Consider the following 21,391-nt stretch of genomic DNA (forward strand, 5'->3'; position numbering starts at 1 on the left):
CTCTATCACCTAGCTCCTAACAGCCGATGACCATGATACAAAATCCGCCGTCGCGTCCGATCGACCATCTCGTCCGTTTTGGCGCCGCCGATGCGCCTGCGCTGCTGACCGGCGAGCGCGTGACGAGCTATGCCGATCTCGATGCGGGAGTCGGACGGCTCGCGGCGTGGCTGCTCGATCAGGCGGGCGGTCCCGGCGAGCGCGTCGCGAGCTGGGGCGCAAAAGGCCGCGCGACCTGCCTGATGCCGCTCGCCGCGGCGCGCGCGGGGCTGATCCATGTGCCGGTCAATCCGCTGCTGAAAGGGCCGCAGGTCGCGCACATCCTCGCCGACAGCGGCGCGGTGCTGCTCGTCACCAACGGCTCGCGCGCCGATATGCTCGGCGCCGGCCGGCCGGACGCCTGCGCGGTGCGCGATCTGAAGGTCGCCGAAGAGGTAATCGATTCGGGCGGCGACGGCCTGCCGCTTTCGATGGCCGAGCCCGGCGACCTTGCCGCCATCCTTTATACCAGCGGGTCGACCGGCCGCCCCAAGGGGGTGATGCTGAGCCATGCGAACCTGTGGCTCGGCGCCGAAAGCGTCGCTTCCTATCTGAAGCTTTCGCCGCGCGACCGCGTGCTCGGGGTGCTCCCGCTCAGCTTCGATTATGGGCAGAACCAGCTTCTGTCGGCGTGGCACGCGGGCGCCGCGGTCGCGCCACTCGACTATCTGACAGCGCGCGACGTGGTGAAGGCGGTCGCGCGCTACCGCATCACGACGCTCGCGGGGGTGCCGCCTTTGTGGGTGCAACTGGTCGAAAGCGACTGGCCGGCCGAGACGGCGGCGCTGCTCGAACGGCTGACCAACAGCGGCGGCGCGCTGACGCCTTCGCTGATCGACGCGATGCGTGGCACCTTTCCGAACGCCGCCATCTATCCGATGTACGGGCTGACCGAAGCCTTTCGTTCGACCTACCTCGCCCCCGAACTGGTGGCGACGCATCCGACCTCGATGGGCCGCGCGATCCCGCACGCCGAAATCCTCGTCTGCCGCCCCGACGGCAGCATCGCTGCCGACGATGAACCCGGCGAGCTCGTCCATTGCGGACCGCTGGTGGCGAAAGGCTATTGGCGCGATGCCGAGCGCACCGCCGAACGGTTCAAACCCGCCCCCGCGGCGTCGCGCTATGGCGGGACCGCGGTCTGGTCGGGCGATACGGTGCGGCGCGACAAGGATGGTCTGCTCACCTTCGTCGGCCGCGACGACGCGATGATCAAGACCGCGGGCAACCGCGTCAGCCCGACCGAGGTTGAGGATGCCGCGGTCGCCTCCGGCCTGATTTACGAAGCGGTCGCCTTCGGCGTTCCCGACCCGCGCCTGGGCGCCGCGATCATCCTGATCGTGCGGGGGAAGGGGGCGCGCGACGAGGCGGGGCTGGCGGCGTATCTTCGCCAGACTCTCCCCAATTTCATGCAGCCGCAGGTCGTCGAATGGCGAGACGAGCTGCCGCGCAACCCCAACGGCAAGCTCGACCGGGTGGCGATCGCCGCCGACTGGAAGGTGACGGCATGAAGCCGCACGGTCCGATCCCGCCCGCCTTTCGCGCCGATGCCAGCGGCATGTTGCTGATCGGCGGCGACCGCGCCGAAGCGCTCGCCGATGCGGCGGGCGACACGCCGCTGTTCGTCTATGACAGCGCGATGTTGAGCGCGCGCGTCGCTGAGTGGCGCGCCGCGATGCCGAAGCAGGTCCAGCTTCATTACGCGATGAAGGCGAATCCCTATGCACCTTTGCTCGCCCATATGGCGGGGCTGGTCGACGGGTTCGACGTCGCGTCGGGCGGCGAGCTCAAGGCGGCGCTGGCGAGCGGGATGGCGGCGGCGCATGTCAGCTTCGCGGGACCCGGCAAGCGCGACCGCGAACTCGAAGCGGCGATCACGGCGGGCGCGACGCTCAACCTTGAATCGATGGGTGAAGCCGAGCGGGCGCTTTCGATTGCGCAGAGGCTCGGCGTCACGCCGCGCCTGGCGGTGCGGGTCAATCCCGATTTCGACCTCAAGGGATCGGGGATGAAGATGGGCGGCGGCGCCAAGCCCTTCGGGGTCGATGCCGCAGTGGTTCCGGTGCTGGTGCGCCGCCTGATCGACGCCGGCGCCGACTGGCGCGGCTTTCATATTTTCGCGGGATCGCAGGCGCTTGACGCCGCTGCCATCGCCGACACGCAGGCGCAGACAGTGGCGCTCGCGGCGCGGCTGGCGAAGGCGATCGGCGTCGCGCCGCCGCTCGTTAATCTGGGCGGTGGGATGGGGGTGCCTTACTTTCCCGGTGACACGGCGGTCGATGTCGTAGCAGTCGGCGCGGCACTGACGGAGACACTCGGCGGCCGCGATCCGGTTCTGGCGGAGAGCGGGTTCGCGATGGAACTCGGGCGCTGGCTCGTCGCCGAGGCCGGGGTCTATCTGACCCGCATCGTCGACCGCAAGACCAGCCATGGCGAGACCTTTCTCGTCACCGACGGTGGCCTTCACCACCAGCTCGCCGCGAGCGGCAATTTCGGCACCGTCATCCGGCGCAACTATCCGATCGCGGTGGCAAGCCGCTTTGGCGAAGCGCCCGCGGAGACGGTATCGGTGGTCGGCTGCCTCTGCACCCCGCTCGACCGGCTCGGCGACCAGGTTGCGCTGCCGCGCGCCGATGTCGGTGATCTTGTTGCGATTTTTCAGGCGGGGGCTTATGGGGCGACCGCGAGTCCAGCGGCCTTTCTGGGGCAGGGACCGGCGCAGGAAATGCTCGTCTGAACCGCCGGGACGGTTAATTTCTGTGCCAAGGCGGCACAAGGTTCGACAAGCGCGGTGCGAACTTATCCCAATACTAACGGTATGTTCACCCTTTCCGAGCAATGGCTGACCCTGACGCAAAGGCTGTTCTGGCGGGATATGGAGCCTGCACAGGGCCGCGGCCGCTCGAAAGGTGATTTGAATATGATGTCCTTCCCCCTGCTTCGCGCCGCCAAGGCGGCGCTTGTTTCGGGCATCGCCGCCACCGCGCTGACCGGCTGCATGGGTGCGGGCGGCGCTGCGCCGCAACTGCCGAGCGCCAATTTCGTCGCGAATCAGGAAGGGCCGGGCGAGGAATATATCATCGGTCCGCTCGACGAGCTTCAGATCTTCGTGTGGCGCAATCCCGAACTGGGCGGCAAGGTGCAGGTCCGCCCCGACGGCCGCATCACCACGCCGCTGATCACCGACATGCCCGCGGTCGGCAAGACGCCGACGATGCTGCAGCAGGATATCAAGCTGCAGCTCAGCCAGTATATCACCGATCCGATCGTCAGCGTGATCGTCACCAGTTTCAACAGCACTTTCTCGCAGCAGGTGCGCGTCGTCGGTGCGACCGAAAAGCCCGCGTCGATCCCGTTCCGCGCCAATATGACCGTGCTCGATGCGATGATCGCGGTCGGCGGCCTCGGCGAATATGCCGCAGGCAACAAGGCGCGGCTCGTCCGGTTCGACAAGGGCACGGGCAAGCAGCACGAATATGCGCTGCGCCTCAACGACCTCATCAAGCGCGGCGACATCAAGGCGAATGTCCGGTTGCAGCCGGGCGACGTCATCATCATCCCCGAAAGCATGTTCTGACGCACGCCCGCGACGCCGATTGCCAAGGATTGAAACCAGACGATGAACGGCCTTTACGACGAAATCCGGGTGGTGGTGCACAGCGTCTGGACGCGGCGCTGGCTGGTGCTGGGCGTCGCGTGGGGCATCTGCATTCTCGGCTGGCTGGCGGTCGCGTCGATCCCGAACCGTTATGATAGCCGCGCGCGGCTGCTCGTCGAGGTCAATCAGATACTGCCCGACGATGCCGGCGGCAGCCCCTATTCGGGCGCCCGGCAGATCGACCAGATTCGCGAAACGCTGACCAGCGCGCGCAACCTTGAAAAGGTCGCGTTGACGACGGGACTGATCGGCGCCGACGCCGGCGAGCGCGACAAGGCGGGTGCCGTCGCGATGCTGCAAAAGAATATCAAGGTCGTCCCGCAGCAGCAGAATATCTTCGAGATCACCTCGTCGGTCGGGGTCGGTAGCCTGTCCGACGCCGACAATGCGAAGCTGGCGTCGGGTGTGCTCGACAGCCTGATCACCGTGTTCCGCGACGATCAGCTTCGCGGCGGGCGGATGGACGCGCGCGAGGGCCTCAAATTTCTCGATGCGCAGATCGCCGAACGCGAAAAGGGGCTGCGCGAGGTCGAGGCGCGCCGCGGCGCGTTTGAGGCGCAGAATATCGGGCTGATCCCCGGCGGCAGCGGATCGCCCGCGCAGCGCGTCGATGCCGCGCGCGCCGAACTCAGCCAGATCGATTCGCAGCTCGTCTCCGCGCAGGCGCAGCTTGCGGCGGCGAACGGCCAGCTTTCGGCGACCCCCGCGACGGTGCCGGGCGTCGGCGGAGTCGGCGGCGGTGTCGCGCGCCAGCAGCTTGCCGGGGCGCAGAACGAGCTTGCATCGATGCGCGCGCGCGGCCTGACCGACGCGCATCCCGACGTGATCGCGCTCAAGAGCCAGATCGCCTCGCTGAAGGCGATGGCCGACCGCGAAGGCAGCGGCGGCGGCGGGATGCAGAACCCCGCTTATGCCTCGCTCGCCGCGATGCGCGCCGATCGCCAGGCGACGGTCAGCGCGCTGTCGGCGCGCAAGACGCAGCTCATGGGCGACATTGCGAAGATCACCTCGCAGCAGATCCAGAACCCCGGCATCGCGGCCGAATATGACCGGATCAACGGCGAATATACCGCGCTCAAGGCGCAGTATGACAAGCTGCTCGCCCAGCGCGAGCAGGTGCGGCTGCGCGGCGAGGTGCAGACCGAAACCGACGCGATCAAGGTCGAACTGCTCGACCCGCCGTCGAAGCCGACGAGCCCGGCGGCGCCGAACCGGCCGTTGTTTTTGACGCTGGTGCTTCTGGCAGGGATCGGCGGCGGCATCGGCGCGGCCTTTGCCCTGTCGCAGGTGCGCGCCAGCTACGCGACCGCGGCGAAGCTCGAACGTGCGAGCGGATTGCCCGTGATCGGATCGATCACCGAGGTGGTGACGCCCGATCGCCATGTCGAGCGGCGCAAGCGCCTCGTCTGGCTCGGCGGCGGTGCGGCGGCGCTTGTCGGCCTCTATGCGCTGCTGCTGATCGCCGAATTTGTCCAGCGCGGCATGGTCGCGTGAACGGGGAAGACGACATGAACGATCAACGCCCCGTCAAGCGCCCACCCTCGCTGCTCGAACGCGCCGCCGACATGTTCGGCCTCGATCCCGCAAAGAATGCGGCAACGATCGACGTCTCGAAACTGCCGCCCGAGCCCGAGAAAAAGGCGAAGAAAGTCAAGGCGAAGGAAACCCCTGCCGACGTGCTGCCGCCCGAAGCGCCGGTGGTCGAGGCCGCGCCCGCGGTCGAGCCCGCGCCTGCGAAGCCCTCGCCCCGCAAGGAGATTGCCAGGGCCGCGCCTGCGATCGTGCCCAACCGTCAGGGCACGATCGACCGCGAGCGCCTCGCCGCGCGCGGCATGGTCGTCCCCGGCGCGCCGGTCACCGGCATCGCCGAGGAATATCGCATCGTGAAGCGCGAGATCATCCGCAATTTCGCGGGCACTGCGAACCGCCCGGTCGTGCCGCGCGGCCACCGCGTGCTGATCGCCTCGGCCAATCCGGGCGAGGGCAAGACCTTCACCGCGGTCAATCTCGCGCTCAGCCTCGCGGTCGAAGCCGATCACGACGTGCTGCTGATCGACGCCGACATCGCGAAGCCGAGCGTGCTGGAGACGCTGGGGCTGAAGGAGGGGCTCGAAAATGGTCCGGGCCTGATGGACGCGCTCGCCGACCCGCATCTGGCCCTGGGCGACTGCCTGATCCAGACCGACATTCCGGGGCTCAAGGTCATGCCCGCCGGCAGCCAGCACATGCACGACACCGAATTGCTCGCTTCCGCGCGCACCGAGACGCTGCTCGCGCAGCTCGAGGCGGGGGCGCCGGGCCGCATCCTCATTCTCGACTCGCCGCCGGTGCTCGCGGCCTCACCCGCGGCGGTGCTCGCGGGGCATGTCGGCCAGCTCATCATGGTGGTGCGCGCCGACCAGACGCTCGAATCCGCGCTGCGCGACGCGATCGGCCTGATGGGCGCGTGTCCGCATATCCAGCTGCTGCTCAACGGCGTCAAATTCTCGCCGGGCGGCCGCCGCTTCGGCACCTATTATGGACAAGGAGGCGCGTCATGATGCGCACCAGTCTCAAGCTGCGCCGCGGGGCGGCGCTCGCTGCGCTGCTGCTCGCCGGAACGGCGACGGGCGCGCAGGCGCAATTTTCGGGCGACCCGGGCGCGGGCGGCGGGGACACGCCTGCCGCGGGAAGCGCGTCGGCACCGGATGCGGGCGCCGACCGCCAGGGCAAGCGCGGCGAGCGTCAGCAGAAAAAGCGCCAGGTCGCCGTCACCCCCTATCTCGAAGTCGGGCAGGTCTTGACCGCCGACCTCAAGAACGGCGGCGACGTGCTGACCTATACGACCGTCGCAGCGGGGGTCGATGCGTCGATCGTCACGCGCCGCGCCGAGCTCGCGGGCACGCTCCGCTACGAGCATCGCTTCGGCGAGTCGGGCGGGCTGGGCGATGCCGACATCATCAGCGGCCTCGCGCGCGGGCGGCTCGAAGTATCGCGCGGTTTCAATCTCGAGGCTGGAGCGCTCGCGACGCGGACCAGCGCCGACGGGCGGGGCGCCGACGGGCTGTTCATCGGCCGCGCGAGCAACGCCGCCGACCTTTATTCCGTCTATGCCGGCCCGACGCTGGCGCAGCGCATCGGCGGGTTCGACGTCGGGGCGGGCTATCGCTTTGGCTATACGAAGGTCGATGTCGGCTCCGCGCCATTGCTCGCGCCCGGTGCTGCGGCGCAGGACGTCTTCGACAGCTCGACCAACCATGTCGCCTGGGCGAGCATCGGCCAGCGTCCCGGCGACCTGCCCTTCGGCTGGCAGGTCTCGGGCGGCTATGAACGCGAGGATGCGAGCCAGCTCGACCAGCGGTTCGAGGGCAAATATGCCCGCGCCGACGTCACCGTGCCGATCGGCCCGACCGTCGCGCTGCTCGGCGGGGTCGGCTATGAAGATATCGAGATCGGCCAGCGCAATCCGGTCCTCGATCAGAACGGCGTGCCGGTGCGCGATGCATCGGGCCGCTTCGTCACCGACAAATCGGCGCCGCGCCAGCTTTCCTTCGACACTGACGGGCTGATCTGGGACGCCGGGGTGATGTGGCAACCGAGCCGCCGCACCTCGCTGACCGCGAAGGTCGGCCGCCGCTATGGCGACACCATCTACACCGGCAGTTTCTCCTATCGGCCCGACCATGCGACGCTGTTCCAGGTCGGCGTCTATGACGGGCTGTCGAGCCTCGGCCGCGGCATGTCGGGCGGACTGTCGGCGCTGCCGACGCAATTCGACCCGACGCGCAATCCGCTGAGCGGCGACGTCGACACCTGCGTCTTCGGCAATGCGACCGGCGGCTGCCTCAACAACCAGCTCGGCAACGTCAACGCCTATCAGTATCGCAACCGCGGCGTGCAGGCGGTGATGACCTCGCGCTACGGCCGCTGGACCTATGGCGTCGGGCTCGGTTACGACCGCCGCCGCCTGCTGGTGCCGGCGGGCTCGGCGATCGCGAACCTCAACGGCGTGACCGACGAAAGCTATTATCTGTTCCTGACCGCGGGGCGGCAGCTCGATAGCGATTCGAGCATCGGGATCAGCGGCTATCTCAACTATTTCGACAATGGCGCGCCGGGGGTCGGCGATGTCCGGTCGGCGGGTCTGTCGGCGTCCTATTCGCGGCGTTTCTGGCGCAGCCTGACCGGCACCGCCGCCGCATCGATCGACGCCTTCGACCAGGACGGCTTCAACAGCCAGCTTATCGGTTCAGCCTTGGTGGGACTGCGCTACAACTTCTGATCGGGGAATTTCGATGTACGATCAATATTATGGTTTCACCGGCCGGCCGTTCCAGCTGACGCCCGACCCGGCCTTCTATTTCGAGAGCGGCACCCACCGCAAGGCGATGTCCTACCTCGGCTACGGCCTCGCGCAGGGCGAGGGCTTCATCGTCATCACCGGCGACGTCGGCGCGGGCAAGACGACGCTGGTCGGGCATCTGATGAACACGATCGACCCCAATCGCCTGACCGCGGTCAAGCTGGTGTCGACGCAGGTTGAGGGCGACGACCTGCTCCGCCTCGTCGCCGAACAGTTCGGGATCGAATGGGAAGGGCAGAGCAAGGCCGAACTGCTCCGCGCGATCGAGCAATATCTGCGCGAACAGGCGCGCGCCGGCCGCCGCACGCTGCTGATCGTCGACGAGGGGCAGAATCTCGCCATCTCGGCGCTCGAAGAACTCAGGATGCTGTCGAACTTCCAGCTCGGCGACCATTCGCTGTTGCAGATATTCCTGCTCGGCCAGCCCGAATTCCGCCAGACCCTGTTCCACACGCCCGCGCTCGAACAGCTCCGCCAGCGCGTGATCGCGACGCACCATCTCGACCCGATGGAGCCCGAGGAGGTCGAACCCTATATCCTCCACCGTCTCAAGAAGGTCGGCTGGACCGGCAATCCCAGCTTCGCGCCCGAGGCGTATGAGCTGATCTTCGACTATAGCGACGGCGTGCCGCGCAAGCTCAATGTGCTGGTCAGCCGCCTGCTGCTGTTCGGCGCGGTCGAGGAACTGCACCGCATTTCGGCGCAGCACGTCCGCAACGTCATCGCCGAGGTCGAGGCCGACCGCGGCATCGACGAGGCGAGCCTCGCGCCGCTGCCGGTCGAGGAGGTCGTCGCGCACGCGGCCGCCGCGACCGCGCCGCTCGACTGGCCGGCGCCCGCCGAAGCCGCGGATGATCGTCCGCCGTTCGCCGCGCCGGTGGAGGCTGCGGCGCTCGCCGAAGTCGCCGCGACCGCGCCCGTGCCGCCGCCGGTCGACGACGCGCAGATCGGCGCGCTCAAGGAGCAGATCGCGAGCCTCGAAGCCCGCCTCGTCGAACAGGACGCCGCGCTTCGCCGCGTGCTCGACCTGCTGATCGAATGGGTCGAGCGCGATCCCGAAAATTCGCCCAACCCTGCCCGGTCGGAAGTGTGGGCCGCGTGAGGTGCGGGAGAGAGGCGGCGTGAAGCCGCCTCCCCTTTCCGTTCGTGTCGAGCGAAGTCGAGACACCCATCGAGATAGCACCACGCCGATGGGTGTCTCGACTTCGCTCGACACGAACGGGTTCAATTGAAGTCATCATCGGCTAAGATGCTGATGAAGGTGAGGGAAAATGCAGAACGGCCTGTCGGTCGATGTCGAGGACTGGTTCCAGGTCGGCGCCTTTGAGCGCACGATCGACCGTGCCGACTGGCCGGCGCTCGAATGCCGGGTCGAGGCGAATTGCGACGCAGTGCTGCAGATTTTCGCCGATGCGGGCGCGAAGGGCACCTTCTTCACGCTGGGCTGGGTGGCGGAGCGCTATCCGGCGCTGATCCGGCGGATCGTCGATGCCGGGCACGAACTGGCGAGCCATGGTTATGACCACAAGCGCGTGTTCCAGATGACCGCCGAGGCGTTCGCCGCCGACCTCCAGAAGACGCGGGCGATCCTCGAAGATTTGGGCGGCGTCGCGATCCGTGGCTATCGCGCGCCGAGCTTCTCGATCGATACGCGCACCCCCTGGGCGCATTCGGTGCTTGCCGAGCAGGGCTATGCCTATTCGTCGAGCGTCGCGCCCGTCGTCCACGACCATTATGGCTGGCCGCAAAGCCCGCGCCATGTCTGGCGGCCGGTGGCGGGCAGCGATCTCGTCGAATGGCCGGTGACGACCGCGCGAATCGCCGGGCGCACGCTCGCGGCGGGCGGCGGCGGCTTCATGCGGCTGCTCCCCTATGGCTTCACGCGCTGGGCGATCGCGCGAATGAACGCAGAGGGGCATCCCGCGATCCTCTATTTCCATCCGTGGGAGATCGACCCCGGCCAGCCGCGCGTCGCCGATGCGCCGATCAAGTCGAAGATCCGTCATTACAACGGCCTGTCGGCGATGGCGGGCAAGCTGAAGAAACTGCTGACCGATTTTGAATGGACCCGCGCCGATGCGCTGCTCCCCGCGCAGCAGGACCGCGCGCAGCCGTGGCGCGCCGCGGCGTGAACGCGCCGGTGCATCCGGTGACGAAGCTGTCGGTTGCGCCGCTGGACAATGCGGCGGCGTGGGACGCCTATGTCGCGGCGCATCCCGATGCTACGCCCTTCCATACCCGCGCGTGGTGCGAAGCGATCACGAAGGCGACGAGGCACAAATGCCATGTGCTTGCGGCCTATGATACGGCAGGGACCATCGTCGGCCTGCTGCCGCTCCACCATATCCGCTCGCCGCTGTTCGGACAGGCGCTCGTCGCGACTGGCTTCGCGGTCGATGGAGGCCTGCTCGCCGACGATGAAGCGGCGGCGAACGCGCTCGCCGATGCGGCCGCATCGCTTGCTGCATCGCTCGGCGTTCCGTCGGTCGAACTGCGTGGCGGGCCGCAGCCCGAAGGCGAAGGCTGGCGGGTCGAAAAAGGCGTATACGCTGGTTTCGCGCGCGACCTCGCCGCCGATGACGACGCCGAATTGCTCGCCGTCCCGCGCAAGCAGCGTGCCGAGGTGCGCAAGGCGCTCGAAAGCGGGCTGACCGTGACGACGGGCCGCGACGCCACCGAGCGCCGCGACCATTATCGCATCTATGCGACGAGCGTCCGCAATCTCGGCACGCCGGTGTTTCCGAAGGCGCTGTTCGACGCGGTGCTCGATGCCTTCGGCGACGATGCCGACATATTGACCGTGCGCGACGGCGGGAGGCCGGTCGCGAGCGTGCTCAGCCTTTACTGGCGCGGCACGGTCATGCCCTATTGGGGCGGCGGCACCGCCGAGGCGCGGGGGCTGCGCGCCAACGAACGCATGTATTTCGCGCTGATGTGTCATGCGCGCGCCAAGGGCTGCGCGCGCTTCGATTTCGGCCGCTCGAAGGTCGGCACCGGCCCCTTCGCCTACAAGAAGAATTGGGGTTTCGAGCCGCGCCCGCTTGTCTATGCGCGCTGGCTCGCGCCGGGCGAAACGCCGCGCGACACCAACCCCAACAGCGCCAGATATAGGCGGCAAGTCGATCTTTGGAAGAAGCTGCCGCTGTGGGCGGCGAACCGCATCGGCCCCCTGATCGCGCGCGGGCTAGGATAATGGCCGAAATCTTGTTTCTGGTGCACCGCGCGCCATGGCCGCCCGACCGCGGCGACCGCATTCGTAGCTGGCATATGTTCGAGGCGCTGGCGAAGCTGGCGCCGGTCCACGTCGCCGCGCTCACCGACAATGAAGCCGACGCGGCGGCCGCGCGCGCGAAAATGGCGCCGCTTTGCAAGAGCCTGTGCATCGAGGTTCGCGATGTCTCACGCCCCGCGGCGCTGGTGCAGGCGGTGCTGCGCGGCGAGCCGGTATCGAACAGGCTGTTCCGGAATGCCGCGCTCGCCGAGCATGTCGGGGCGCTGCTCGCGCTCGGCACCGTCACCCATATCGTCGCCTTCTCGGGCCAGATGGCGCAATATCTGCCCGCGCGTTTCGACGGGCCGGTGATCATGGATTTCGTCGACGTCGATTCGGCGAAATTCGCCACTTATGCCGAACAGGACAAGCGCCAGCCGCTGAACTGGGTTCACGCGCGCGAAGCGAAAAAGCTCGCCGCGTTCGAAGTCGAGGTCGCGCGTAACGTCGACGCCAGCCTGTTCGTCAGCGAGGCCGAAGCCGCCCTGTTCCGGGCACGGAGCGGGCTCGGCGGCGATATCGTCTTCGCGGTCGAGAACGGCATCGACACCGATCGCTTCGACCCCGCATTGGCGTTCGACAGGGCTGGCGAGGGCGAAGGGCCGCTCGCGGTGTTCACCGGCCAGATGGACTATCGCCCCAACATCGACGCGGTGCAGTGGTTCGCCGCCGATATCCTGCCGCTGGTGCGCAAGGCGCATCCGCGCGCGCGTTTCGCGATCGTCGGCCGCGCCCCGACCGAGGAGGTGCGCGCGCTGGTGGTGCTGCCCGGCGTGACCGTCACCGGCGAGGTGCCCGATGTCCGCCCATGGCTCGCCGCTGCCGATGCCGTGGTCGCGCCGCTGCTGCTGGCGCGCGGGGTGCAGAACAAACTGCTCGAAGCGATGGCGATGGCGCGGCCGGTGGTCGCGAGCGCCGCCGCCGCGACCGGAATCGACGCCTTGGACGGCGAACATCTGCTCGTTGCCGATGATGCGGCGACGATGGCGACAGCGGTTGTTCGCCTGTTCGCCGATCCAGACGCTGCGGCCACGATGGGCAGGGCGGCGCGCGCGCGGATGATCGCGCGCTATGGCTGGGACGCCCGCCTCGCGCCGCTCGCCGACTTGCTGGGACTGGACGCATGACGCGCTGGCAGCGGCATCTCGCGGCGCTGGCGATCCTGTCGGCGGTGATCCTCGCGATCTTCCATGCCGATGCCGCCGATATGATCAGCATCTGGTGGCATAGTTCGACTTTCACCCACTGTCTGCTGATGGTGCCGATGATCGGCTGGCTGGTGTCGCAGCGCGCCGCGCTGCTGAAACCGCTGACGCCGGCATATTGGTGGCCCGCGCTGGTCTGGATGGCTGGCGCGGGGCTCGTCTGGCTCGTCGGCGAGGCGGCGGGGGTCGGGTTGTTCCGCCAACTCGCGCTGATCCTGATGTTGCAGGGGGCGGTTGCGGTGACGCTCGGCGAGAAGCTGGTGCGCGGGCTGCTCTTTCCGCTCGGCTATGCGCTGCTGCTGGTGCCGTTCGGCGAGGAACTGGTGCCTTTGCTCCAGACGCTTACCGCGAAGATCAGCATCGCACTGCTTCATCTGTCGGGGCTGTCGGCCGAGATCGAGGGGGTGTTCATCACCACCCGTGCGGGCTTCTTCGAAGTGGCGGAGGCCTGCTCGGGGGTCAATTTCCTGATGGCGATGCTCGCCTATGCGGTGTTCGCGGCGCACCTCTGTTTCAAAAGCTGGACGCGGCGGATCGTCTTCGTCGCGCTCGCACTCGCGACGACGGTGCTCGCCAATGCGTTGCGTGCCTATGGCACAATGGTCGCTGCCGAAATCTGGGGGATCGAGCGCGCGGGCGGGATCGACCATGTCTTCTACGGCTGGGTCTTTTTCGGGCTCGTCATCCTGCTCGTGATGCTGATCGCGTGGCGCTGGTTCGACCGGCCCGCGAACGACGTCGCGGTCGATGTTGCGAGGCTGGGCGGCCTGCCGCGCCATGCGGGACCCGCGAGGGCCGTGCTTCCCGCCGCGCTCGCGCTGCCTTTGCTTTTCGCCGCCTGGGGCTGGCTGATCGGCGGTCGTTCGGCGCCGCTGCCTGAAGCCATGGCGATTACGGCCCCCGCCGGATGGACTATCGCCGCGTCGGAACGGACGGCATGGATGCCGCGCTTCGACGGCGCCGACCAGCGGTTGGTCCGCGATTTCACCGATGCGAAAGCGCGCCGCGTCACCGTCGCGATTGGCGGCTATGAACGGCAGGCCGAGGGGCGCGAGGTTGTCGCTTATGGTCAGGGCGCGGTCGACCCTGACAGCAAATGGGCGTGGAGCGCGGCGCTGCCGCCGGTCGAGGGCGCCAAGACCGACCGCTTGCTCCATCCCGGCCCGGTGCTGCGCGATGCCGCGACCTGGTATGTCGTCGACGGGCGCGCGACGGGCAGCTCGCGCGGTGCCAAGCTCGCGGGGCTCAAGGCACGATTGCTCGGCGGCGATCCGCGCGCGCTATCGCTGATCGTGTCGAGCGAGGAAGGGCAGGGCGGCCGCGATGCGATCATCGATTTCGTTTCCGCGTCGGGCGGACCGCAGGCGATGGCTGACCGCGCGCTGAAACTGCGCTAAGGCCGCTTCCTATATGTGTGGGATCGCGGGCATTTATCATCTGGAGACGGCCAAGCCGGTCGATCCCGCGCGCGTCCGCGCGATGTTGCACCCGATGGCACATCGCGGCCCCGACGGATCGGGCGACTGGACCGCGCCGGGCGTCGGGCTCGGCCATCTTCGCCTGTCGATCATCGACATCGCGGGCAGCCCGCAGCCGATGGCGAGCGACGACGAAGCGGTGACGCTCACCTACAATGGCGAAATCTATAATTTCCGCGAGTTGCGCGCCGAACTCGAGGATCGCGGACACCGCTTTCGCACCAGCGGCGATACCGAGGTGATCATCGCGGCGTGGCGGCAATGGGGCGTCGAATGCCTGTCGCGCCTCAACGGCATGTTCGCTTTCGCGATCCACGATCATGCGCGTGGCTGCCTGTTCCTCGCGCGCGACCGGCTGGGGGTGAAGCCGCTGCACCATGTCCGCCTGTCGGATGGATCGGTGGCGTTTGCGTCTGAACTGAAGGGCCTGCTCCGTCACCCGCTGCTGCGGCAGGAGGCCAATCTGGCCGCGGTCGAGGATTTCCTCGCGCTCGGCTATGTTCCCGACGATGCCTGCATCGTCGCGGGGGTCGAGAAATTGCCCGCGGGCCATTATCTGCTCCTCGAACGTGGCAAGCCCGTTCCCGCGCCGGTGCGCTGGTGGGCGCCCGATTTCTCGAAACGCGTCCGTGCGAGCGAAGGCGAAGCGGCCGAGCATCTGATCCACCTGATGCGCGCCGCGGTGACCGACCGCATGGTCGCCGACGTGCCGCTCGGCGCCTTTCTGTCGGGCGGGGTGGACAGCAGCGCAGTGGTCGCCCTGATGGCCGAGGCGAGCGCCAAGGCGGTCAAGACCTGCACGATCGGCTTCGACCAGGCGGCGCTCGACGAGACAGCCTATGCGCAGCAGATCGCCGAGCGTTTCGCGACCGACCACCGGACCCGCACCGTCGCAGCGGGCGATTTCGCGCTGATCGACAAGATCGCCGACATGTTCGATGAGCCCTTTGCCGATGCGAGCGCGCTGCCGACCTACCGCGTCTGCGAACTCGCGCGCGAGGAGGTGACCGTCGCGCTCTCGGGCGACGGCGCCGACGAAGCCTTCGCGGGCTATCGCCGCCTCGTCTTCCAGCATCAGGAGGAGCGGCTGCGCGGGATGATCCCGCGTTTCCTGCGCAAGGGGCTGTTCGGTCCGCTGTCGCGCGTCTGGCCGCAGATGGACTGGGCGCCGCGCCCGCTGCGCGCGCGCGCGACGCTCGCGAGTCTGTCGCGGAGCGGCGCGGAGGGCTATGCCGAAGCGGTCGGGGTGACCGGCCCTGCGCAGCGCGCGCGCCTGTTCAATGACGCCGCGGTCCACGCGCTCGGCGATCATATTGCCGAGGCACGCTACTGGAAGGCGATGGCCGAGGCGCCCGCCGCCGAACCCCTCGACCGCGCCCAATATGCCGACCTGATGATCTGGCTGCCCGGTGACATACTGACCAAGACCGATCGGATGAGCATGGCGGTCAGCCTCGAAGCGCGCGAACCTCTGCTCGATTATCGCCTGATCGAATTCGCCGCGACCTTGCCCGCGTCGATGCGCGTGCAGGGCGGCACCGGCAAGGCGATCCTCAAGAAGGCGATGGAGCGCTATTTGCCGCACGACATCCTCTATCGCCCCAAGATGGGCTTCGTGACGCCGGTGTCGCACTGGTTCCGTGGGCCGCTGGTCGAGCAGGCGAAGGCGCTCGCGACCTCGTCGACGCTGACGCGCTCGGGCTGGTTCGACATGGCCGAGATCGAGCGCATCGTCGCCGCGCACCAGTCGGGCCGCCGCGACCATGGGCGGCTGATCTGGCAATTCTTCATGCTGGAGAAATCGCTGGCGAAGCTGTTCGGGATTTGATGCCTGATGGCCGCCGTGGGGTGGGGAGTTTCCGTTCTTTTCTTTCGTCATCCCGGACTTGATCCGGGATCCATTCATCCGGCGCTGAGAGAATGGATCCCGGATCAAGTCCGGGATGACGATGCAAGTCAGGTCCGCAATCGGTCGCTCTCGATCTGCGGAGGGTGATAGAAGGGCGTAGAGGAATCGCCACGCCCTCTTAACGACTTGCTGCTAGGTTCGCCGCCGATGACGGTCCATCCTGCCTTTCCGATCGGCGCCGCCGATGCCGCGCCGCTTGCCGTGCGTGTCGCCGACCCGCTGTCGCTTTCGGACGAGTTGGCGAAGGCGTGGGACCGGCTGGCAGAGGAGGCGAGCGAGCCGAACCCCTTTGCCGAGCGCTGGTGCCTGCAACCCGCGTTGCACCTGCTCGATCCCGAGCGGCGGGCGCGGCTGGTGATGGTGCGCGCCGACGACGCGGGGCCGCTGATCGGCGTGATGCCGCTTGCGCCCGCGGTGAAATATGGACGCCTGCCGCTGCGCCATGTGACCGGATGGGCGCACCCCAATCATTTCCATGGCGCGCCGCTTGTCCGGGCCGGGATGGAACCGCTCTTCTGGTCGATCCTGCTCGGCTGGTGCGATGCCGCGACCTGGGCAAGCACTCTGCTCCATGTGCCGCGCTTGACCGAGGACGGCCCGCTGCACCGCGCGCTGATCGAGGTGGTGCGCGGACGCGGCGGCGAGGCGGAGACCGTGCACCGCGAGGAACGCGCACTCCTCGACAGCGATCTCTCGGCCGAAGCCTATTGGGACGAAGCGGTGCGCGCGAAGAAGCGCAAGGAGCTTCGCCGCCAGGCGAACCGGCTCGCCGAACAGGGCGCGGTGTCCTTTCGCCGCTGGCAGCCCGATGAGGCGGTCGAGCCCTGGATCGACGCTTTTCTCGATCTCGAGGCGCGCGGCTGGAAAGGCCGGGCCGGATCGGCGCTCGCCAGCCATGGCGATACCGAGGCGTGGTTTCGCGCGATCATCGCGGCCGCCGTCGGCGCCGGCAAGCTCGACATGCGTCGGCTCGCGCTCGACGATCGGCCGCTCGCGATGCTGATCAATTTCCTCTGCCCGCCGGGGGGCTTTTCGTTCAAGACCGCGTTCGACGAGGAATTCGCCCGCTTCTCGCCCGGCGTGCTGTTGCAGCAGGCGAACCTCGATCTGTTGGGCGACGATCGCATCGACTGGGTCGACAGCTGCGCCGCGCCCGGCCATCCGATGATCGACAGCGTCTGGCGCGAGCGCCGCCATCTCGTCTGGGTCAACGCGCCGCTTGCGGGCGGCACCGACCGGCTGCGCTTCCGGGCGCTGGTCGAAGTGGAAAAAATGTGGCGGCGCTGGAAACGCGCCATTTCCGCCGAAAACAGCCTATAGGAACTGCCATGACGGCCCATCAGAATATCGACCAGCCGGTTTTCCCCGCCGAAACGCTTGCGCGTATGGAAGCGCTCTATCCGGCGGAGGCGGGGCTGCTGCATCACCGCCTGCCCGATCATCCTCTGCTGTCGCTCGAAGCGCTCGCGGCGCTCGGCGAAAACCTACCCGCCGCGCAGGTCGAATATAATCCCGGCGAACTGCCGATCGGAATCCGGCCCGAGGATATCCCGTCGAACGGCCTGTCGATCGGTGAGACGATCCGCACGATCGACAGCAACCGCAGTTGGGCGGTGCTCAAGAATATCGAGACGGTGCCCGGCTATCGCACGCTGCTGATGGATCTGCTCGGCGAACTCGAACCCGTCGTCGCGCCGCGCACCGGAGCGATGCTGACGCCGCAGGGCTTCATCTTCATTTCCTCGCCCGGTTCGATCACGCCTTTCCACTTCGATCCCGAACATAATATCCTGCTGCAATTGCGCGGCACCAAGGTGATGAACGTCTGGCCCGCGGGCGACGAACGTTTCGCGCATCGCACCGAACATGAACGCTATCATCTGGGCGGGCACCGCAATCTGCCGTGGCAGGAGGAATTTCGCGAGCGCGCGCAGCAGGTGCCGCTTGGCCCCGGCGACGCGGTGCTGATGCCGGTGATGGCGCCGCATTTCGTCGCCAATGGCGACGCGCCCTCGATCTCGCTGTCGATCACCTGGCGCAGCGAATGGAGTTACCGCGAGTCCGAGGCGCACGCCGCCAACGCGACGCTTCGCCGCATCGGGCTCGACCCCGCGATGCCGCCGCGATGGCCGAGCTATGCCTGGGCGAAAACCATCGGCTGGCGGGTGGCGCGGAAGCTGAAACTCGTGTCCTGAACCGACCGTTACAGATTGCTTTCAATTGCGCACATTTGGCGTTATGGGCGCCCATCCCGATATTTCGAGCCCCTAGAGGATAGATGGCGAAAGAAGAACTTCTGGAAATGCGCGGCCAGGTGGTCGAACTGCTCCCCAACGCGATGTTCCGCGTGAAGCTGGAAAATGATCACGAAATTCTCGGCCACACGGCCGGCAAGATGCGCAAGAACCGCATTCGCGTTCTGGTGGGCGACGAAGTGCTCGTCGAACTCACCCCCTATGACCTGACCAAGGGTCGGATCACCTATCGCTTCAAGTGAGCGGCGCGGCGACACCTCCCGCGCCAATTCCGGCTCTCGTCCTGGCTTCGACCTCGCCGCGCCGCCGCGAGTTGCTGGCGCGCATCGGCCTGACGCCCGCGCGTATGGCCGCCCCCGACATCGATGAAACGCCGCTGAAGGGCGAATTACCGCGCGCCTATGTCGCGCGGCTCGCGACGGGCAAGGCGCTCGCCGTCGAGCGTGCGCCGGATGAAGTGGTGCTTGCGGGCGACACGACCGTCGCGGTCGGGCGCCGCATCCTCGAAAAGCCGGTCGACGAAGCCGACCTCCGCCGGATGCTCGGGCTGCTTTCGGGGCGGCGGCATCATGTCTGGTCGGGCGTCTGCGTCGTCGGTGCCGACGGCCGCCCGCGCGTTCGCGTCACCGACACGATCGTGGCGTTCAAGGTGCTGAGTCAGGCCGAAATCGACTGGTATGTCGAAAGCGGCGAAGGGATGGGCAAGGCGGGCGGCTATGCGATTCAGGGCAAGGCGGAAGTTTTCGTCCGCTTTCTGTCGGGCAGCCATTCCAACGTCGTCGGCCTGCCTCTGTTCGAGACGCGCGCGCTCTTGAGCAGCGCGGGAGTGCCGCTTGGCTGAGTGGTTTTATGAAGCCGGTATCGGCGAATGCCGCGCCGCGCTGGTCGAGGACGGGGCGATTGTCGAAGCGCGGATCGAACGCGACGGCGACGGTCCGCGCGTCGGCGCAGTGGTGGCGGCGCGGCTGGTCGAACCGGGCAAGGTTGCGCTCGATGCGCCGGGCGAACCGTTCGCGACGCTGGCATCGCCGCCGGGGCTTTCGCTGGGAACGCGGCTGACCGTCGAGATAACGCGCATGGCGCTGCGCGAGCGCGGCCGCGACAAGCCGGCGCGCGCGCGCCTGTCCGACCTGGCGGTGGGCGCCGGTCCCGATCTGCGCGCGCGTATCGCGGCGACGGAATATCCGGTCGTCGAACCGGGCGCGATGGGCCCCGACCGTCTGGAGGAAGCGGGCTGGTCCGAGTTGATCGGGCATATCTGCGCGGGACATTGGCCGTTCGCGGGCGGCGCGCTGTGGGTCGATACGACGCCCGCAATGACGCTGATCGACATCGACGGCGACGGGAACGGGCTGGCGCTCGCGCGGGCGGGGGCCGAGGCCGCGATCCACGTCATCCGCTGCTGCGATATTGGCGGGTCGATCGCGATCGATTTCCCGACCCTCGCCGGCCGCGCCGAGCGGCAGGCGATCGACGCGCTGGTCGACGAATGGCTGCCGCCGCCGTTCGAGCGCACCGCGATCAACGGCTTCGGTCTGATGCAGATCATCCGCCGTCGCGAGCGGCCGTCGCTGGTCGAGCAGGTGCGATTCGATCCCGTCGCCACCGACGCCGCGCTGCTGCTGCGCCAGGCCGAACGGGCAAAGGGCGCGGGTGCGTTGCAACTGACCGCGCGCCCGGCCGTTGCCGATCATATCGCGGCGCATCCCAGCTGGGTCGCCGAGTTGCAGGCACGCGTCGGGCGGCGGGTCGAATTCGTGCGCGATGCGCAGATGAAAGGAACGGGCCATGCCCAATGAAGCCGCCGCCGCACCCGGCAAATGCCCGCTTTGCGGCAAGCCGCGCGTCCAGCAATATCGGCCGTTCTGCAGCCGCGGCTGCCGCGACCGCGACCTCAACCACTGGTTCGACGAACGCTATCGCACCCCCACGCACGAAGGGCCCGACGGGGGCACCGACGATGCCCGGTTCGAAGGCGATTGACCCGCGAAATTGACGCAACAAAGGCTCTGGACAGGATGAAACGCCCTGCCTATAGCCGCCGCTCGCCAGCAGGCCGACCGGCCTCGCGATACCCGTGCCCGGGTAGCTCAGTTGGTAGAGCATGCGACTGAAAATCGCAGTGTCGGCGGTTCGACTCCGTCCCCGGGCACCATTTCTTCTTTTCAGGACATGTCGCGTTCCATAATCGTTGACTCCAGCTGTCGACAGAAAATTGAGGCTTTCAGCCATTCTTGCGATGGGGGCACCATTTAGGGCAGACTCTTTATTCCGGTGTCGCCGACTCAATCAGCTTCATATTCCGCTAAAACTGACTCCCGAGCATCCGAACGACGTCAGAGCGTTGCCAAATGTTGATCTTGTTGAGCGTCGCCACCGGGTGAATTCCGGCCTCTGCCATCGTTCTAGCAAAACGCAAACCTGAGCCGTTGAACCATTTAGAAATTTCGGATGGAAAGATGTACGTCGCGCGAAAGGCATCTAGCTCATGGAGCAAGAAACCTTCTTCATGCTTTCGGAGCAAGCCGGCTTTGACTGCTTGACCGAGAACGGCGTCATTGACGCCGACTATGGGTGCGGCAGTGCAGGCAGGAATATGCATGTCCGGCAGAGGAATAGCTCGCGCGGCGACGAGAAAGTCACGCAACACTCCTGACTGCACCACCAACCTTTTGCACCATTGTTCCCCGCCGGCAGCGAGGAATGCAGGTAGCTCGCCACTCTTTACTGCCATCAAAGATGCCGACCAAGCAAACGGAGACAAGTCGGAAGCAAGTTCGTCCGAAAGGCTCGTCATATTGTGGCCGCTCATCGGCGGTGAAAGTTTTTCAAAAACTTCGTACAGGGACGTCACCGATGCGGGGTCTAGAAGTGGCTGTCGCGAAAGGATTTTAACGTTTGGGTCCAATATCTCTCTGACTAATTCGTACCGAATAAGCGTCCCGACCACATACGCAGGGATACCCGTTTCTTTCGAGAACCTGAAGGCACTTACGCCTGATTTTGCTAGGCTAACAGCTGCTTCCAATTTTGCTCTATCGAACAGATGCAGCCCAGTCGGCCCGGTGGATTTTTCCAGCAGGCAGTCGCCAGCTGGTGACACGCCTCGAAGAGGAGACCCGGATCGGCAAAGGCGGGACCCTGGCGGCGCAGCTGTCGCGGCTCGACCTGATCGTGCTCGACGAGCTCGGTTATCTGCCGTTCGCCCGCTCGGGAGGGCAGTTGCTGTTCCAC

General features: G+C 67.1%; 19 protein-coding genes, 1 tRNA gene and 1 pseudogene. 20 read left to right on the plus strand and 1 reads right to left on the minus strand.

Translation table 11 applies throughout. From position 1 onward, the window contains the following. Nucleotides 1-26 precede the first annotated feature (26 nt). From VHO04_RS06340 to VHO04_RS06430, 19 genes are all read left to right on the plus strand, one after another. Entirely contained in the window at nt 27-1,550 is a 1,524-nt protein-coding gene (locus tag VHO04_RS06340) for an acyl-CoA ligase (AMP-forming), exosortase A system-associated (protein WP_329627523.1), read from the plus strand. Further along, nucleotides 1,547-2,776: a pyridoxal-dependent decarboxylase, exosortase A system-associated gene (locus VHO04_RS06345; protein WP_329627524.1), complete on the plus strand. Its 1,230-nt coding sequence runs from the start codon at nt 1,547-1,549 to the stop codon at nt 2,774-2,776. The genes VHO04_RS06340 and VHO04_RS06345 overlap by 4 nt, the downstream gene beginning before the upstream one ends. A 186-nt stretch (nt 2,777-2,962) precedes the next feature. After that, nucleotides 2,963-3,616, plus strand: coding sequence for an XrtA/PEP-CTERM system exopolysaccharide export protein (locus VHO04_RS06350; RefSeq protein WP_414713086.1), 654 nt, complete (start codon nt 2,963-2,965; stop codon nt 3,614-3,616). Nucleotides 3,617-3,658: 42 nt separating this feature from the next. Then, entirely contained in the window at nt 3,659-5,191 is a 1,533-nt protein-coding gene (locus VHO04_RS06355) for an XrtA system polysaccharide chain length determinant (protein ID WP_329627526.1), read from the plus strand. A gap of 14 nt (nt 5,192-5,205) precedes the next feature. Next, nucleotides 5,206-6,237, plus strand: coding sequence for an AAA family ATPase (locus tag VHO04_RS06360; protein ID WP_329627527.1), 1,032 nt, complete (start codon nt 5,206-5,208; stop codon nt 6,235-6,237). After that, nucleotides 6,234-7,958: a hypothetical protein gene (locus VHO04_RS06365; protein ID WP_329627528.1), complete on the plus strand. Its 1,725-nt coding sequence runs from the start codon at nt 6,234-6,236 to the stop codon at nt 7,956-7,958. Before VHO04_RS06360 ends, VHO04_RS06365 begins: the two co-directional genes overlap by 4 nt. A gap of 13 nt (nt 7,959-7,971) precedes the next feature. Beyond that, a complete protein-coding gene (locus VHO04_RS06370; RefSeq protein ID WP_329627529.1) occupies nt 7,972-9,141 on the plus strand; it encodes an XrtA/PEP-CTERM system-associated ATPase in 1,170 nt (389 codons plus the stop codon). A gap of 169 nt (nt 9,142-9,310) precedes the next feature. Continuing rightward, nucleotides 9,311-10,171, plus strand: coding sequence for an XrtA system polysaccharide deacetylase (locus VHO04_RS06375; protein ID WP_329627530.1), 861 nt, complete (start codon nt 9,311-9,313; stop codon nt 10,169-10,171). Beyond that, the gene (locus VHO04_RS06380) at nt 10,153-11,232 is read left to right on the plus strand and encodes a FemAB family XrtA/PEP-CTERM system-associated protein (protein WP_329627531.1); all 1,080 of its coding nucleotides are present in this window, start codon (nt 10,153-10,155) and stop codon (nt 11,230-11,232) included. The genes VHO04_RS06375 and VHO04_RS06380 overlap by 19 nt, the downstream gene beginning before the upstream one ends. Further along, nucleotides 11,232-12,437 carry a TIGR03087 family PEP-CTERM/XrtA system glycosyltransferase gene (locus VHO04_RS06385; protein ID WP_329627532.1) on the plus strand — a complete coding sequence of 402 codons (1,206 nt, stop codon included), beginning with the start codon at nt 11,232-11,234 and terminating at the stop codon, nt 12,435-12,437. The genes VHO04_RS06380 and VHO04_RS06385 overlap by 1 nt, the downstream gene beginning before the upstream one ends. Next, nucleotides 12,434-13,912, plus strand: coding sequence for an exosortase A (gene xrtA / locus VHO04_RS06390; RefSeq protein WP_329627533.1), 1,479 nt, complete (start codon nt 12,434-12,436; stop codon nt 13,910-13,912). Before VHO04_RS06385 ends, xrtA begins: the two co-directional genes overlap by 4 nt. 13 nt (nt 13,913-13,925) lie before the next feature. After that, nucleotides 13,926-15,821, plus strand: coding sequence for an XrtA/PEP-CTERM system amidotransferase (locus tag VHO04_RS06395; protein ID WP_329627534.1), 1,896 nt, complete (start codon nt 13,926-13,928; stop codon nt 15,819-15,821). 228 nt (nt 15,822-16,049) lie between these two features. Then, nucleotides 16,050-17,222, plus strand: a complete 1,173-nt coding sequence (locus tag VHO04_RS06400; RefSeq protein WP_329627535.1) for a GNAT family N-acetyltransferase — start codon at nt 16,050-16,052, stop codon at nt 17,220-17,222. An 8-nt stretch (nt 17,223-17,230) separates the two neighbouring features. Continuing rightward, nucleotides 17,231-18,097: a cupin-like domain-containing protein gene (locus VHO04_RS06405; RefSeq protein WP_329627536.1), complete on the plus strand. Its 867-nt coding sequence runs from the start codon at nt 17,231-17,233 to the stop codon at nt 18,095-18,097. A gap of 83 nt (nt 18,098-18,180) precedes the next feature. Then, nucleotides 18,181-18,399, plus strand: coding sequence for a translation initiation factor IF-1 (gene infA / locus VHO04_RS06410; protein WP_010162480.1), 219 nt, complete (start codon nt 18,181-18,183; stop codon nt 18,397-18,399). Then, nucleotides 18,396-18,998: a Maf family protein gene (locus tag VHO04_RS06415; RefSeq protein ID WP_329627537.1), complete on the plus strand. Its 603-nt coding sequence runs from the start codon at nt 18,396-18,398 to the stop codon at nt 18,996-18,998. Before infA ends, VHO04_RS06415 begins: the two co-directional genes overlap by 4 nt. Beyond that, on the plus strand, nt 18,991-19,956 hold the full coding sequence (locus tag VHO04_RS06420; RefSeq protein WP_329627538.1) for a ribonuclease: 966 nt from the start codon (nt 18,991-18,993) through the stop codon (nt 19,954-19,956). The genes VHO04_RS06415 and VHO04_RS06420 overlap by 8 nt, the downstream gene beginning before the upstream one ends. Next, nucleotides 19,946-20,140 carry a DNA gyrase inhibitor YacG gene (locus VHO04_RS06425; protein WP_329627539.1) on the plus strand — a complete coding sequence of 65 codons (195 nt, stop codon included), beginning with the start codon at nt 19,946-19,948 and terminating at the stop codon, nt 20,138-20,140. Before VHO04_RS06420 ends, VHO04_RS06425 begins: the two co-directional genes overlap by 11 nt. A gap of 96 nt (nt 20,141-20,236) precedes the next feature. After that, nucleotides 20,237-20,312, plus strand: a tRNA-Phe gene (locus VHO04_RS06430). 150 nt (nt 20,313-20,462) lie between these two features. On the opposite strand, the gene VHO04_RS06435 is transcribed toward VHO04_RS06430, so the two are convergent. Continuing rightward, entirely contained in the window at nt 20,463-20,954 is a 492-nt protein-coding gene (locus VHO04_RS06435) for a hypothetical protein (RefSeq protein ID WP_329627540.1), read from the minus strand. Nucleotides 20,955-21,250: 296 nt separating this feature from the next. On the opposite strand from VHO04_RS06435, the pseudogene VHO04_RS06440 reads away from it, so the two are divergent. Further along, nucleotides 21,251-21,391, plus strand: a pseudogene (locus VHO04_RS06440) (ATP-binding protein); the annotation flags it as partial.

This window comes from Sphingopyxis sp., from assembly GCF_036261875.1.
Classification (GTDB): domain Bacteria; phylum Pseudomonadota; class Alphaproteobacteria; order Sphingomonadales; family Sphingomonadaceae; genus Sphingopyxis.

Bases quoted from the DNA above. Each gene is read 5' to 3' on its own strand.
- xrtA (WP_329627533.1), top strand. From the start codon at position 12,434: ATGACGCGCTGGCAGCGGCATCTCGCGGCGCTGGCGATCCTGTCGGCG.
- VHO04_RS06400 (WP_329627535.1), top strand. From the start codon at position 16,050: ATGACGGTCCATCCTGCCTTTCCGATCGGCGCCGCCGATGCCGCGCCG.
- VHO04_RS06375 (WP_329627530.1), top strand. From the start codon at position 9,311: ATGCAGAACGGCCTGTCGGTCGATGTCGAGGACTGGTTCCAGGTCGGC.
- VHO04_RS06370 (WP_329627529.1), top strand. From the start codon at position 7,972: ATGTACGATCAATATTATGGTTTCACCGGCCGGCCGTTCCAGCTGACG.
- VHO04_RS06360 (WP_329627527.1), top strand. From the start codon at position 5,206: ATGAACGATCAACGCCCCGTCAAGCGCCCACCCTCGCTGCTCGAACGC.
- VHO04_RS06355 (WP_329627526.1), top strand. From the start codon at position 3,659: ATGAACGGCCTTTACGACGAAATCCGGGTGGTGGTGCACAGCGTCTGG.
- VHO04_RS06405 (WP_329627536.1), top strand. From the start codon at position 17,231: ATGACGGCCCATCAGAATATCGACCAGCCGGTTTTCCCCGCCGAAACG.
- infA (WP_010162480.1), top strand. From the start codon at position 18,181: ATGGCGAAAGAAGAACTTCTGGAAATGCGCGGCCAGGTGGTCGAACTG.
- VHO04_RS06395 (WP_329627534.1), top strand. From the start codon at position 13,926: ATGTGTGGGATCGCGGGCATTTATCATCTGGAGACGGCCAAGCCGGTC.
- VHO04_RS06385 (WP_329627532.1), top strand. From the start codon at position 11,232: ATGGCCGAAATCTTGTTTCTGGTGCACCGCGCGCCATGGCCGCCCGAC.
- VHO04_RS06340 (WP_329627523.1), top strand. From the start codon at position 27: ATGACCATGATACAAAATCCGCCGTCGCGTCCGATCGACCATCTCGTC.
- VHO04_RS06365 (WP_329627528.1), top strand. From the start codon at position 6,234: ATGATGCGCACCAGTCTCAAGCTGCGCCGCGGGGCGGCGCTCGCTGCG.
- VHO04_RS06345 (WP_329627524.1), top strand. From the start codon at position 1,547: ATGAAGCCGCACGGTCCGATCCCGCCCGCCTTTCGCGCCGATGCCAGC.
- VHO04_RS06350 (WP_414713086.1), top strand. From the start codon at position 2,963: ATGTCCTTCCCCCTGCTTCGCGCCGCCAAGGCGGCGCTTGTTTCGGGC.
- VHO04_RS06425 (WP_329627539.1), top strand. From the start codon at position 19,946: ATGCCCAATGAAGCCGCCGCCGCACCCGGCAAATGCCCGCTTTGCGGC.
- VHO04_RS06435 (WP_329627540.1), bottom strand. From the start codon at position 20,954: ATGACGAGCCTTTCGGACGAACTTGCTTCCGACTTGTCTCCGTTTGCT.